Source organism: Roseateles amylovorans, assembly GCF_025398155.2.
Classification (GTDB): Bacteria; Pseudomonadota; Gammaproteobacteria; order Burkholderiales; family Burkholderiaceae_C; genus Roseateles; species Roseateles amylovorans.
In genome coordinates, this window is record NZ_CP104562.2 from 3,257,255 (window position 1) to 3,271,410 (window position 14,156).

Here is a 14,156-nt window from a genome sequence, read left to right on the forward strand (position 1 = left end):
CCTCTGCGGCTAAGCAAAGGCCGACGCCGATGGACCACTCGGCGACCGCGCTTCGGGGGCAAACCCGACGGGAGACCAGCGCTGTACGTCCCACCGGCAAGCCGGTGGAGTGCCTCCCCGTTTCTGGCGCTGACCTCCCGCCCGCGTGATCGATGACCTCGACCCCACGCGCGGAAGGTCCTGTCAATTCATTCCTGCAAGGCCCGTCCGGGGGCCACCCGCAGCGCCGACACCGTGCTGCCGGCGGTCGAGATCACGGCCACCAGCGCCGCCAGCGCAAAGGCACCGACCAGCGCGGGCACCAGCACGGCGCCGCTCTCGACGAAATCAGCGAGATAGCGATGGGTGCTCACCGCAGCGATCGGCAAGCCGATCAGCGCGCTGCCAATGACGATGAACAGCGGCTCGCGCCACACCAGGCGCGCAATCGCCGGCGCACCGGCGCCGTAGAGCTTGCGCACTGCGATCTCTTTGAAGCGCCGCTGGATGCCGTAGGCCGACAGCACATAGACGCCGATGGCGGAAATGCCGCCCACCAGCAGGCTGGTGGCCATCAACAGCCAGGCCAGCCGCTGGTCGTCCGCATAGTTGCTGTCGATGCGGTCCTGCAGCCGTTTCATGTCCAGCGCCTGGTTCGGAAAGCTGCGGGCCCACAACGCCGCGAGGGCGGTCTCCACCGGCGCCGGGTTCCCGCTGGCGCGCACCGTGAGGTAGGGCGTGCGCAGGACCAGCACATAGACCATCGGCTGAATCGCCTTGCGGACCGATTGCTGACGGATGTCCGGCACGACACCGGCGATCTGGAAGGGCTTTCTGCTCTTGCCGAACAGCACGGTCTGACCGACCGCCGCCTGCGCCGTGTCGAAGCCCAGCAGCGTGGCGGTGGTCTGGTTGATGATGACCTCGCTGCCTTTTTCCTCCGGATCCTTGCGCCCATCGAAGACCCGGCCGGCCACCGGGCGGATGCCGTAGACCTCGAAGAAGTCGGGGCGGATGGCCGTCAGCCGGACCAGGTTCTCCGGGCGGTCCCCGCGCTGCACATCGGCCAGCAACACCGCCTCATTGCGGCCGATGACGCCCGAAGTCGCGGTGACGCCGGTCACGCCGGGCAACTGGCGGGCGGCCTCGGCAAAGGACTTGCCTTCGGCGGTCATCGAATTGCCGGGCAGGCGCAGCACGATCAGTCCGCGGGCATCGAAGCCCGGGTGAATCGCCAGCACATACCGGGTCTGCCAGGCAATGCCCAGGCTCAGGCCCAGCAGCGCGATCGCGGCAGCAAACTGCATCAGCGTCAGCACGCGCCTGAGCCAGGCGCCCGCCAGACCTTCGCCATTGCCCGCATTCGCCAACTGATTCGCCGGCACACGGGCGGCAAGCCAGGCCGGATAGGCCCCCGCCAGCAGGCCCACCACCACCGCGATCAGCAGCGCCACCGCACAGGACACGGGCGTGAACACCTGATCGGTGGGCCGATGGGTGAGGCTGGCGAAGGGCTCCAGCAAGGCTGCGGCCAGCAGCGCACCCAACAAGGCGGCCGACAGCGTGAAGCACAGCGATTCCAGGGTGAATTGCCAAAGGATCTCCCGGCTGGTGGCGCCCAGCGTCTTCAGCACGCCGATCTCGCGCCGCCGGCGTGCGGCGCGCACGGTGGCCAGGCTGGCGTAGTTGCTGGCGGCCAGCAACAGCACCACCACCGCCACCACGCCCAGGCCGACCACCAGCGCACGGTCGGCATGCACCGCCGGATCGGCCAGCGACGCCAGGTCCGGATCGAAGTAGGCGTGCGTGAGCGAACCCAGCCGGACGTCCAGCAGATTGAGCTGGCCGATCTGCTGGACGATCTCCGGCGGATAGGCCGCCTGCAGCGGGGAAGCATTGGCCGCGGCCTCCAGGCGGCGCGCCACCGAGGCCGGGTCGACGCCGGGCGCCAGGCGCAGATAGATCTTGCCCTCGACCTTGGTCCAGGCGGTGAGCATCGCCTGACGGGTCTCGGCGCTCCAGAGACTGCTGTCGATGCCAGCCAGCGCCGCAAAGGGCACGGTCGTGGCGCGCGGTGGGGTGGCGACCACGGCGGCCACGGTGAAGACCTGGTCCACCATGGTGACGCGACGGCCGACGACCTGCTCGGACCCGAACAGACGCTGCGCGGTGTCGGCCGTGAGGGCGACCGCGTCCGGCGTGCCGAGCGCGCGGGACAGATCGCCATCCAGCACCTTCAGCGCCATCAAGCCCGCGAAATCCGGGTCCACCAGCGAGACCTTCAGCGGCAGCACCCGGTCGTCCACCCGGGCCGAGACCTCCAGCGGCATCACGCGGGACACCGCCTCGGCGATCGGCGGCTGCAGCAGGGCATCCCGCAGCACCAGCGGGGTGGTGTCCGACCAGGGATTGGTGGTGCCGGCAAAGTTGAAATGCGCCTTGACCACATAGGTCCGGTCGCGGTCGGGAAGATGGGCGTCGTAGAGGAAGGATTGGCGGACGAAGGCCAGCAACAGGAAGCAGGCGGTGAAACCGAGGACCAGGCCGATCAGCACCAGGGCGTTGTGACGCGCCTCCTGGAGGATCATGCGAAGACCGATGCGGAGCGTGCCGATGGACATCATGGGGCGGTCCTCACGCGGCCTGCAGTTCGCGCTGGACGTTGCGTCCGTCCTTCATCTCGATGACCCGCGACGCCTGGCGTGCATGCGCCGGCGAGTGGGTCACCATGACCAGGGTGGTGCCGTTGCGGTTGATGTCGCGCAGCAGGCGCATCACTTCCTCGCCATGGCTGCTGTCGAGGTTGCCGGTGGGCTCGTCCGCCAGCAGCACCTGGGGCCGAGCCACCAGCGCCCGGGCAATGGCCACCCGTTGCTGCTGCCCGCCGGACAGCTGTGACGGCGAATGACCCGCACGGTGGGCCACGCCCAACTGATCCAGCATCGCGTCGGCCCGCTCTCGCCGCTCGGCGCTGGAGACATCGGTGTACTTGAGCGCCATCTCGACGTTCTGGCGCACAGTGAGCTGCTCGATCAGGTTGAAGCTCTGGAAGACGAAACCGACGCGCCCGCGCCGCAGCAGGGTGCGTTCGGCCTCGCTGGCGCGGCTCACGTCCTGACCGTCGAAAAGAAACTGGCCGCTGTCGGGCCGGTCCAGCAAGCCCAGGATGCTCAGCAGGGTGGACTTGCCGCAGCCCGAGGGGCCGACCACGGCGAGGTAGTCGCCTTGGTCGATGGTGAGATTGACGCCCGACAGGGCGGCCGTCTGGATGTCCTTGACCCGATAGGTCTTGCTGACGTTGAGTAGTTTCAGCATGTTGCGCTCCTGTCATTCACTCGGTGAGGCTCAGTCGATGGGCGTCGCGGAAATCGGCATAGCTGGAGACGATCACCCGATCGCCCTCCTGGACGCCGTCCAGGATCTCGATCTGTGTCGCGCTGCGGCGGCCCACACGCACCTGTCGGCGGACCGCCGTGCGGCCGTCCCGGTCCAGCACCAGCATGCCGGCGCCCTGGCTCTCATTCACATAGGTGCCGTTGGGCAGCAGCAGCGCAGGGGTGCTCGCGCCCAGGTTGAGATCGACGTCAATGCTCTGTCCCGGGCTGAGGTGCCGGGGCTGCTGGCGCAGCAGCAGTTCGACATCGAACTGGCCGTCCTTGATCTGCGGATAGATGCGGCTGACCTCCACCGCATGTGCCACGCCGTTCACATGGGCCGTGCCCTGCTGACCGGTCGCGACCGCGTTCAGGTAGAACTCGTTGACCTTGGCGGTCAGCTTGAAGCTGGCGGGGTCGTCGATGTGGCCGATGTTCTGCCCGCGCTGGACCGACTCGCCCACATTGAGCCGAAAGTCCGCCAGCCGGCCCGCCACCGGCGCCCGCACCAGCAGGGCCTCCACCGTGGCGCTGAGCAGGCGCAGCCCGCTGGAGAGTCGATCGTTGGCGCTCTGCATCTGCGCCACGGCGCGGCGCCGGATGTCGAGCTCAGCCTCGATGGCGGCCTCCTGCCGGAGCAGGTGTTCCGCCGTCTCCAGTTCATCGGCCGACGCCTCCAGCGCAGCGGCGGAGAGATACCCCATGCCGGCGAGTTCCTGGTTGCGGGCATGGCGCTTCTTGACCTGCGCGAGTTGGAAGCGGAGCTCGATCAGTCGGCGGTCGCGGGCAATGACGCTGGCTTCCAGATTCACCTGGAGGTTGGCGAGATTCGCAATCTGGGTGGCCTGATCGGATTGCCGGGCGAGCAATTCGATTTGCCGCTGCGAATTCGAGAGTCGGAACAAGGGCTGGCCGACACGCACCATCTCGCCATCGCGCACCATGACGGCCTCGACCCGACCGCTGTCGTCCGCATCCAGCACCACCGAATTCAGGGCCTGGGCACTGCCGCGCAAGCCCAGCCGGTTTTCGTAGACGCCCCGCTGGACGGTGGCGATCCGCAGGCTGGTGGCCGGCGTTCTCACGCCGGTGGGCAGGGCCTGCCAGGCGGCGGCCGCCAGGGTGATGCCGCCGGCGGCGACCAGCACGATGAGCAGCAGCCAGCGCCGCGCCCACGGACGCGTGGGCAGGCGCGTGTCCATGCCGCTGCCGGAGTCCGGGCGCCGCAGAGGGGTGGCGTCGGTGGTCATCCGTGCGCCGCGACCTGGAGCCGCACCGGCACCGCAAACGGATAGAGCGCCTGCATCGCCGACGCGAGCGAGCGCAGTTGCCGTCGATGGAGCAGGGTGCGTTCATCGGCCAGCGGATCGCTCTGGCCCAGATAGTCCAGCGCCTGGGCCAGGAAGCGGCGATAGGGCGCCCAGGGATCGAGCTCGCAGGGCAGTTCGCGCACCTCGCGGCGGTGGTGCAGCGTCAGCTGCTGATCAGGGACACGCACCGTGCTGAAGCCGAAGGTGGTGCGAAGCCGCGCCTCGCAGTCGCTGCCATAGACGGTCACCCGGGTTTCATCCACGGTTTCATGGGAGGCCCAGGCGGTGCTGAGGCGCAGGATGGCGCCGGACGCGGTCTGGAAGGCGGCGAACATCTGGGTGTCCACGTCCATCTCAGGCAACGAGTCGCCAGATCGGTCTGCGGGTGCGTCGCCGCGCCAGGTGGCCGCATCCTGGACCGAGGGGAGCTCCGTCGACCCGGCTGTGGCTGCACTGCCTGGCGTCCCTGCCGCCACGGCTGAGGCGGTCGGCGCTGCGACGGGCGAGGTCACCCGATGGCTCATCGCGCAGGTCACCAAGGGAAAGGACAACAGGCCCAGCCCGATCTCCAGCACATGCCAGCCCAGATCGGCGCCGCTGCCGCCCCGCGCCACGGCGGCCTGTGTGAACCACGATCCCGGACGCGGAATGCCGGCCGCACGGCGCCAGCTGACATCAATCGCATGCAGCGTCCCCAAGGCGCCGTCCCGGGCCAGGGAGAGCAACTGCTGGGTATCGGTCCGGCAGGACGAGGCACGGGTCACCAGGACAGCCCGGCGGGCCACGCGGGAGGCCTCGATCAGCCGGTCCGCCTCGGTGACCGAGAAACACGCGGGCTTCTCGATGACCACATGCAATCCCGCGCGCAGGGCCGCCAGCGCATGCTCCCCATGCAGGGCATTGGGCGAGCAGATGAAGGCGATGTCGCAGCCGTCCAGCGCCTCGGCGCTGACTTCACTGTGGCATTTCAGACCGGGGAAAGCGGCGGCCAGATGCGCCAAGGCGGCCGGATCCGGATCCATCGCCGCGACCAATTGCGCACCGGATTCGACCAGCAAGGGCCCCCACACGGTGCGTGCAATCCATCCGGCCCCAATCAGCGCAATTCGCCTTGGATGGCGCGGCGTCATGAATCGAGCAATCCGATATCAGGCCGAAGCAGGGCGCAGCGATGTGAATGCGGCGGGCATTCGCTCGTTCGCGACGGATGCGCAACGGCTGTCCCTGAAAGAAGTGAATTGAACCTGGTCATGGCGTCTTTGTGCGTTCCATTCATCAACCGGGTGTGTGCCGAATGGAGCGCCGCTCTCGTACGCCCAGGTCATGGGCATATCTGGATCGACGTCAGGCCCATCCCTCCACAGCGCCGACAAGCGATTCTGTTGATGGCCATTCGACTTCTGACGGTTCAGGGTATCAATCGACATTCCGATTGAATATGCGGGTTGTCGAGCCCCCCAACACTGGGATGAGGATGGACAGAGCGGGGATGGAGACGGCAGACTCAGTCGCCACCCAGAGAGCAATGGCACTGACATGACGAGGAAAGACTGCGAATGAACCTGCCGATTCACCGACGCGCGTGTCCCCGGAATCTTCCATTGCCAATCCCGACGTGCACGAGCCAGTCGGACGACTGTGGGACGTTGCGACGTTCGCAGCATCGGCACCCATTACGCGGTTGACTCCGTTCACCCCGTTCACTTCGCTTTCCCCGTCGACTCCGCTAGTTCCGCTAGTTCCGCTAGTTCCGCTTGTGCCGTTCTCGCCATTTGCGCCATTTGCGCCATTTGGAATCAGCCCCGAAAGAGATTCAGAATGCCCAGCTCTGACGCCGTGTTCAGCCGATCCGAACAGGCCGCGTCCGTGGCCATGCAGGCGACGGTGGCCACCCTTGACCCCAAGCCCGCGACCCACGCCATGGACGATGACCTCAACAGCCTGCGCCCTGTCCCCACCACGGCGACGAACAATGAGGACCCACGCCTGCTGATGCCGCGGCTGACCGTGGACCAGCGCGCTCGCAGTGACTTGAAGGGCCAACGGCCGGTGGTGCTGTGGTTCACCGGGCTCTCCGGCGCAGGCAAGAGCACAATCGCCAATCGGGTGGAGCAGCTGCTGCTGGCGCGCGGCCATCACACCTATCTGCTGGACGGCGACCACCTGCGCCAAGGACTGAACCGCGACCTCGGCTTCTCGGCGGCCGACCGGGTGGAGAACATCCGGCGGGTGGCGGAGGTGTCGCGGCTGATGGCGGACGCCGGGCTGATCGTGCTGGCGGCCTTCATCAGTCCGTTTCGTGCCGAGCGCGACTTTGCGCGCAGTCGCCTGACGCCCGGCGAATTCGTGGAGATTCATGTCGATGCGCCGCTGGCGGTGGTGGAGCAGCGTGACGTGAAGGGGCTCTACGCCAAGGCCCGGCGCGGTGAGCTGAAGGACTTCACCGGCATCGATTCGCCCTATGAGGCGCCCGTGTCACCGGAGCTCCGGATCGAGACGGCCAACATCACCGAAGACGACGCGGCCGCGCAGGTGATCGCGTATTTGCAGGCGATCGGCGCCATCGCCGCCCACAGCAGGCCCGGGCCGGTCGGCGGCCTGGAGCGCCTGGACGCGGTCGGTCGGTAACTGTCTTTCGCGGTGCCAAGGTCGGCGCCGCCCGATCCGGCAAGGCCCGACCCTCGCGTCACCGTGTGTCCGCCGTAACCTCCGGAGATGGTTTTGCTGCGGCGGCTTCGGATGCCTGATGGACGCTTCGCCTCCGGCAGGGTTGACTCGACCGGCTGCTCCACAGTCGACGCGTCAATGCAGATTCAGGAGGCCGGGTGATGACAGTCTTTGGTTCACGCAACGCAGGCACAAACACCGGCAATGCGCCGGCCCTCACACTCGGCACGACGACGCGGTCGGCCCTGCCGTCCTTGCTGGAAGCGCCGAGGCCGATCACGCCACCGGTCACGCCACCGAGCCGCGCGCAGCAGCCGCTCGGGTGGCACGCCGACCGTCTGACCGTGAACAGCGCAGCGGCCTCACTGGGGACCGACCTGATGGCCCCGTGGCCGACCCGCCCGACGGCCGCCCCGTGGCCGGAGGCGGTGTCCGATTCGCGCCGGGCCGCCCGGGCGGCGCATGCCGAGCTCGTCGTTCGCATCGACCGCGAAGCGCAGGCGAGCGCGGTGGAGATGGCGCAGCGTGCGTCGATCCAACGCCTGCGTGAGCGCCACGCCGCCCTGCACCTGGCCGCGCAGCGTGAGCTGGAGACGCGCCGTCTGCAGGCGACCGCTGCCTGGCAGACCGCGGGCCGCGCCATCCTGGCCTGCGAGGAGCAGCAGGCGGCCGTCCGCCGACATCAGGACGCCCAGCGTCAGTTCGCCGACGACGGGGCGTCGAACCCGTCGCTGGAGATCGTGCAGGGCGCCCTGGCGCAAGCCGATGCCGACTATGCCGCCGCCCACCAGGCCGCGCTGGCCGCCAGCCGCGCGGCGCAGTGGCTGGCTCGGGCCCTGCAGGAGGCGACCGAAGCCTGGAGAGACCATGAGCCCACCTTGACCCGTCATGCGGACGCCGCACTGCGGGCCACCGAGGCCGCCACCGCTGCGACGAAGGCCCACCGCGAGCTGGCGCTGCGGGCGACCCGCGTGGCCACGGTGCAGGAGGCCGCGCATCTGGCCGATGTGCGGGTGAAGGACCGGTCCGAGGCGTTGGCCGCGACCGAGGCCACGGTCCAGGAGATGGAACGCCAGCTGCATGCGGGCGGCCCGCCACGCCGCGAGTTGGCCCGTTGCCAGGGCGTGTTCGCCGACATCGAACGTCGGCTGCAGGCCGCGCAGGCGGCGTCATCGACGGGCACGGGCATGGAACGGGCCTCCGGCGCCGCGGTGCGGGAGCTGAGCCAGCAATGGACGACGGCCCGTGCCGCCCTGCAGCAGGCGGCACGGCGGCTCCGCGAGCAGGAACAGGGGCTGGCTGAGGCACAGGCCCAGCGGCGCGCGGCCAGGCAGGATCTGGACGACGCGCGGGCTCAGCAGGCAGCGGCGGTGCTGGCCCGGATTGCCGCCATCGACGGCCGGGAATCGCTGGCCCAGCAGGCCGCCGGCCCGGCGGACCTGCAGGCGCTGCGCGATGCGTCGGCGCGCAATGGAGTGCAGCGGGCCGCGGATCAGGCGATTGCCGCCATCGAACGGTCGCTGGAGCAATTGGCGGCGCGTCAACGTGCTGCCAGGAGCGCCGAGTGATGCGGTTCCTGGGCGGTTGGAACCCTGGCGCGTCCAACCCCGCACAGCCCGTCGCCAACCCGCCGACCGCCACGACGGGCACCACGTCGTCTGCCCCTGTCCAACAGCCGCAGGGTCCGTTGGATCCTCGTCCGGGACGCCTGTCGGGCAGCGAGTTGGCTCGGCCGCGATCGAATGCGCTGAATCGAGCGCGCGGGGGCACGCCCTCGACCGTCGGCACACCGACGTCATCGGGCGCACCGACGGCCACAGCGACGGCCACAGCCGCCGCGACACCGTCTCCGGCGGATCTGGCCCTGGCCCGGGCGCAGAAGGGCGCGCAGGACGCGCACGCGGCGGTCCCGGTGCAGGCCGAGGCGCTGTCCGGCGCCAATGCCGTGGTTCACTCGGAAGAGAAGCGGCTCCAGGACATCCAGCTGCGTCAGGATCACCTGCAGCACGAGCTGGGGCAAAAGGTGATCACCGCTGACCAGGCGGTGGAGAAAGCACGGACCGAACGCGAGCGGCTCGCGTCGGAGGTGCTGAAGCTTGAAACGCCCTGGGCGCAAGCGCGCACAGCAAAGGACGACGCCGCCGAGCATCTGAGAATCGCCCAGGCGGCGCTCAACGACGCCCTCAGCGCTGCGGCGACGCCGCCGGCAAACGCAGCCACACCGACTCCGACAGCGACAGGCACGGCGGCCACCGCCGCCGCAGCACCGCCGACCTCTTCCGAGGTGGAAAGGTTGAGCGCCGCCGTGGTACGGGCCGAGGAGCAACTCGCCCAACACCAGAAGACCTTCGACGAGACGGGGCTGACGCTGGCGAAGGCGCAATACCAACTCACCATCGCCACGGACGCCCATGGGCGCGCGCAGGAGGCCGCTGCGGAGGCACGCACAACCGTCGCCCACCTGACGCCCCAACTGGACCAGCTCAAGCGCGACATCCGCCAGACACGCGATCACATCACCCCCTATGTCGACGCGGCGCGCGACGCATCGGTCCAGGCGGCGCTCGCGCTCGACGCCCACCGGGCGCTGGCCCCGCTCAGCGCGGAGGTTGCGCGGCTCGCTGAAGCGGCACATCCCCATCAGGTCGAGTGGGAGAACTGCCAGGCGAAGCTCGACGCCGCCCGGCAGGACGTCCAACAACGCGAGCACGCCCTGACGCCCGACGGCACGCTGGGCCGGCAACTGAGCGATCGGCAACGCGAGCTCTCCGACCTGGAGGCCCGGCATGCGGGCACGGCACCGCCGTCCTCGGCGCCGTCCGCAGCGGCAGGGGGAACGACCGCCCAGGCCCACCTCCCAGCGGCGTTCCGAGCCTGGCGCGAGGCGGAGCAGGCGGTCAAGGAAGCGCGGGCGAAACTCGCCATCGCGCGCCAGGCGTTGCCCGCGCTGGAGCAGGCACTGGGCGACGCCACCGCGAAGAAGGACGCCGCCGAGGCACCGCTGGCCGTTGCCACGCAACGGCGCGACCAGCAACAGGCCGTGGTGACCTCCGCGGACGAGGCAGCCACCAAGGCCCTCAAGGCGCGAGCGTCCCGGCAGGAGGAAGCCAAGGCGGCGCACCTCGAGATCGACAGATCGATCCTGGCCTACTGCAATGTGGCGAACCCCTCTGCGAGCAGCACCCCGGCCGCCACCGGTCCGGCGGACCCGGGGCGTTCGCTTTGGGAGCGCGCCGCTCACGCCGTGCGGCGAGGCGGCGAGGGGCTCACCGACCGGGGTTCCCCCGTGAAGCTGGACGGCGCGATCCTCTCGCTGGCCGGTTCGGCGATGGACGGCGGGCCGACCCGCTTCCGCGACAAGCCCGCGCCGTCCAACACCGTGACCCAGGCCACTGGTGAGAAGCAGCTCAAGGCGGTCGACAAGAAGGTGGAAACCGCCGCTGCGAATGCGGCTCGCCTGCTGATGAGCGGACGTAGTGCCGAGGCGGCCACGGCGCAAGCGCTGCCGGCGTTCGGGCATGCGGTGGCCTTCGCCGACGAAGTGACCCGGCTGTTCACGCCATCTGCGGGCGCGACGAACGCAGCCACAGCCACACCGGCTGCGACGCAACTGGCGCACGGCCTGCTGCAGCATCCCCACTCGAATGCCGCCAGCCGTCCGGATGGCCACCCGCTGCGGCATGAGGAAGCCTTGCTGATCGCCACGGTGCTGCGCTCGGTCACCGCCGATCCGGCCCAGGCGATCCAGGTCTACAACCAGATCTGGAACGAGCCGGCGGACCCGCTGGCCGGCATCCCGGCGCCCACTGGCCGCCAGGCCTCGCCGATGGCGGAGGGTGGATCGGTTGCGGTGAGTGCCGACCCCGCCATCCAACGCATGGCCCATGCCGCACGGCGCGGGCTGGCCTCGACCGCCAGCGGCATGCAGGCGTTGCTGCAGTTGCAAGGGCTGCAAGTGCCCGCCGCGCCGCCGGAGCAGAAGCGCTTGGCGGAGCAGGCGGTGGAGCACTACACGATCAGCCTCCGCGCCGCCGATGCCTTGGTACGCCTGTTCAAACTGGACAGCGGACCGACTGCCTTGGCGGACATGTCCCCGGCATCGATCGAGGCGGGCGCGCTGGCGGCGGCGCCGGCTGATCGTCCGATCAACAACCCCGCATGGCTGGGTACCGGCAACACGCGCCGGGACAACGATCGGTTCGTCGAGGAACATCCGGCCACCCTGGCTTATCAGGCGCTGCACTTCGCGCGGCTCAACATGAATCGAGCGGACGGTGCCGCCGTGGCGGCACCGGACATGAAGCCGGCCTATGTCGCCTTGCGCAACGGCTTCACCGAGAGCGGGCAAGGAAGCGACTTCCACCTGATGGCCAAGCGGCTGGAGATGTTCGTCACCTACATCGACCTGGCGTGCAAGACCCCGACCTTCGGACGGGGCTTCCGGGAGACGATGGCGCATCCGTTGGACGCGATGTCGCACGCCATGCGCCGCAAGGTCGGATTGGACAAGACGCCGCTGAAGACGCTGCTGCAGGCCGGCCCGCTGGGCGCCGACCTCGGCACCGTGCCCGGCGAGCATGCCAAGCGGCTGAACCATGCGCTCAATGGCAGCGCCGAACGGCTTCGCGACGACCTGGTGTCCAAGTACCCGACGCTGAGCAACCAGGATCGCACCCGCGCGTTGATGCGTCTGGCGACCCTCGAGCTCTGGGCCGAGAAGGTGCCGGCGGCCTACGATCCCCAGATCGATCTGAACCAGGGCATCCGGCTGCCACCGGATCAGGTGCAACAGCGCGCCGAGCGTTTGAATACAAAGATCGCGGCCGCGCAGCCAGCGACCGCAGCGACCGCAACGACCCCAACAGCAGCAACGACCCCAACAGCAGCAACGACCCCAACAGCAGCAACGACCCCAACAGCAGCAGCGACCCCAACAGCAGCAGCGGCACCGTCGGCGGTGCCCATGGATCCGCAGGTGATGGATGCAGAGCTCAAGAAGCTGTCCAAGAAGCCGTTGATGCCCAAGACCCTGAACGGCTGGTTCGGCCGGGGCAGGTTGGCCGATTCGAAGGCACCGCGCCTGAAGACCGAGGACATGCAGGCCCTGCAGCAGGAGATCAAGGTCCTGCGCGGCAAGACAAAGATGGACACGAAGCTCGACGCGCTGCAGAAGCGCTTCGATGAGGCCACGCCCGACGCTCGCCGAGAGATCCTGCGCGAGGTGATGATCTCGGTCGTCGCCAGCGGTGACATGACCGACTACAGCGATGGCCGCAAGTTCGGCCTCGGCGGCACCTTCGGCTACATGGCCGCCAGCGTCGATGGCATCGGTGGATTGACGACCGGCCTCACGCCGGTGGTGGACGTCAATGTGGACTATGCCCGCACGGCGGTCTTCAAGGGCGGTGTGGCGTCGAACACCGGCGTCATCTTCCTCGGCACCGAGAACAAGGTGACGGAGATGCTGGGCGTGGGCCTGCGCGCGGGCGCGCAACTCGGGCCGGTGGGTGTCACCGGGCAGGCGATGGCGCGGCTGGGCGGCGCCCATCTGATGTCGCAGGGCCTGATGATCCGCACTAACAAACAGGGCACCGAGCATGAGAGCCTGCCCGCCGGTCCGCCCTATCAGTCCGAGAACTGGAAGCGGATGAGTGAAATGGTCGTCAATTCGGTCTTCGCGATTGCGGACCAGGGCAAAGCCGATCGACCGGCCAACGGCGGCCAGATGTGGAAGCAGATGGTGGACCGGGTGGGCGACTACCGGGACATCTCATTCGGATGGAACACCGGTCAATCGCACCAGGTGACGGGCTCGCTGAGTGCGGACGGCATCGGCGGCGTGAAGCTGGGCAAGGGATTCGGCGCTTCCGGCACGGCCGGCATTGCCCTCAAGACCACATTCATGAACCGCAGCAAGGCCAAGGACACCGGCGGCGCGATGCAGACGGTGCAGGCCAGCAGCGGCTCACGCACCTCGGTGGGCATGTCGGCCTCGCTGGGCGTCTCTCATCCCACGCTCAAGAACAACGACCATCCGGATGTGGGCATCTTTGCCCGCCACAAGGTCGGCGTGGAGACGGACCTGGTGATCCAGGCCAAGAACGGCTTTGTGCGCATCACCACCCAGGACGGCAAGGTCAAACCCAACATCTCCTACAAGCACCGGGAGTTCGCGGTTCAGGATGACTTCGTCAAGCTGGTGAACAGCCAGCGGCCCGAGTGGGAATCCAGACTTGGCACCTACCGACCGGACGGCGTGTTGCATGAGGGCAAGGCGATGCTGGATGCCTTCCTGCAGCAGATGGTGGATCTGCCGGCAGGCAACAACCGCATGTTCATCGAGCGCAAATGCCTGACGCAGGAGTCCGCGGACCTGATCAATGCCTATCTGGAGCGGCTGGCGGTGCTGAAGCGGCCTGAGGCCTCCGGAGCCCCGCAGGGTCCTGACACCGCGACCCAGATCGCCGAGCTGGAGGGGCAGATTGCGTCGCACGTCAGCCAGGAATCGAGCTGGCAACCGTTCCGGCTGTTCGTGAACGAGACCAACCAGCGGACGCGAGAAAGTGGATGGACCACAGGCGAGGTGCGCGCCTCGCCGAACTCGGTGGACGACAAGAAGGCCGGCCCGACCGGCATGCCGGAGCGCCTGCTGGCGGGCGGCAAGTTCACCTTCGGGTCGCACATCAATGTGGCCCATGGCGGACGTGACCTGATCACGATCGATGCGCTGCCGCTGCGCAATCCAAAGGCACCGCCACCGTCGGTGCCCAACACAGCCGCCACGCCTTGATGCGGGAAGGAGGGCCGTGTCGTTCGCCGCCAGGAT

At 68.6% G+C, this 14,156-nt stretch carries 6 protein-coding genes and 1 pseudogene; 3 read left to right on the forward strand and 4 right to left on the reverse strand.

Going from position 1 to position 14,156, the window contains the following annotated elements:
• Positions 1–188: 188 nt before the first annotated feature.
• The 4 genes from N4261_RS13600 to N4261_RS13615 are packed head-to-tail and all read right to left on the reverse strand — an operon-like array spanning position 189 to position 5,793.
• The gene (locus tag N4261_RS13600) at positions 189–2,603 is read right to left on the reverse strand and encodes an ABC transporter permease (RefSeq protein ID WP_261755844.1); all 2,415 of its coding nucleotides are present in this window, start codon (positions 2,601–2,603) and stop codon (positions 189–191) included.
• Positions 2,604–2,613: 10 nt separating this feature from the next.
• The gene (locus tag N4261_RS13605; protein ID WP_261755845.1) at positions 2,614–3,294 is read right to left on the reverse strand and encodes an ABC transporter ATP-binding protein; all 681 of its coding nucleotides are present in this window, start codon (positions 3,292–3,294) and stop codon (positions 2,614–2,616) included.
• A 16-nt stretch (positions 3,295–3,310) separates the two neighbouring features.
• Positions 3,311–4,603, reverse strand: coding sequence for an efflux RND transporter periplasmic adaptor subunit (locus N4261_RS13610; protein WP_261755846.1), 1,293 nt, complete (start codon positions 4,601–4,603; stop codon positions 3,311–3,313).
• The gene (locus tag N4261_RS13615) at positions 4,600–5,793 is read right to left on the reverse strand and encodes a Gfo/Idh/MocA family protein (protein ID WP_261755847.1); all 1,194 of its coding nucleotides are present in this window, start codon (positions 5,791–5,793) and stop codon (positions 4,600–4,602) included. Before N4261_RS13615 ends, N4261_RS13610 begins: the two co-directional genes overlap by 4 nt.
• A gap of 871 nt (positions 5,794–6,664) precedes the next feature.
• Here N4261_RS13615 and cysC point away from each other — a divergent pair.
• The 3 genes and pseudogenes from cysC to N4261_RS13630 form a co-directional block, all read left to right on the forward strand.
• Positions 6,665–7,291 (forward strand): annotated as a pseudogene (cysC, locus tag N4261_RS13620) (adenylyl-sulfate kinase); the annotation flags it as partial.
• Positions 7,292–7,491: 200 nt separating this feature from the next.
• Positions 7,492–8,898 carry a coiled-coil domain-containing protein gene (locus N4261_RS13625; RefSeq protein WP_261755848.1) on the forward strand — a complete coding sequence of 469 codons (1,407 nt, stop codon included), beginning with the start codon at positions 7,492–7,494 and terminating at the stop codon, positions 8,896–8,898.
• Entirely contained in the window at positions 8,898–14,120 is a 5,223-nt protein-coding gene (locus N4261_RS13630; protein WP_261755849.1) for a coiled-coil domain-containing protein, read from the forward strand. Before N4261_RS13625 ends, N4261_RS13630 begins: the two co-directional genes overlap by 1 nt.
• Positions 14,121–14,156 lie beyond the last annotated feature (36 nt).

Coding starts and splice junctions, on each gene's coding strand:
- N4261_RS13600 (WP_261755844.1), bottom strand. CDS start 2,603: ATGATGTCCATCGGCACGCTCCGCATCGGTCTTCGCATGATCCTCCAG.
- N4261_RS13605 (WP_261755845.1), bottom strand. CDS start 3,294: ATGCTGAAACTACTCAACGTCAGCAAGACCTATCGGGTCAAGGACATC.
- N4261_RS13610 (WP_261755846.1), bottom strand. CDS start 4,603: ATGACCACCGACGCCACCCCTCTGCGGCGCCCGGACTCCGGCAGCGGC.
- N4261_RS13615 (WP_261755847.1), bottom strand. CDS start 5,793: ATGACGCCGCGCCATCCAAGGCGAATTGCGCTGATTGGGGCCGGATGG.
- N4261_RS13625 (WP_261755848.1), top strand. CDS start 7,492: ATGACAGTCTTTGGTTCACGCAACGCAGGCACAAACACCGGCAATGCG.
- N4261_RS13630 (WP_261755849.1), top strand. CDS start 8,898: ATGCGGTTCCTGGGCGGTTGGAACCCTGGCGCGTCCAACCCCGCACAG.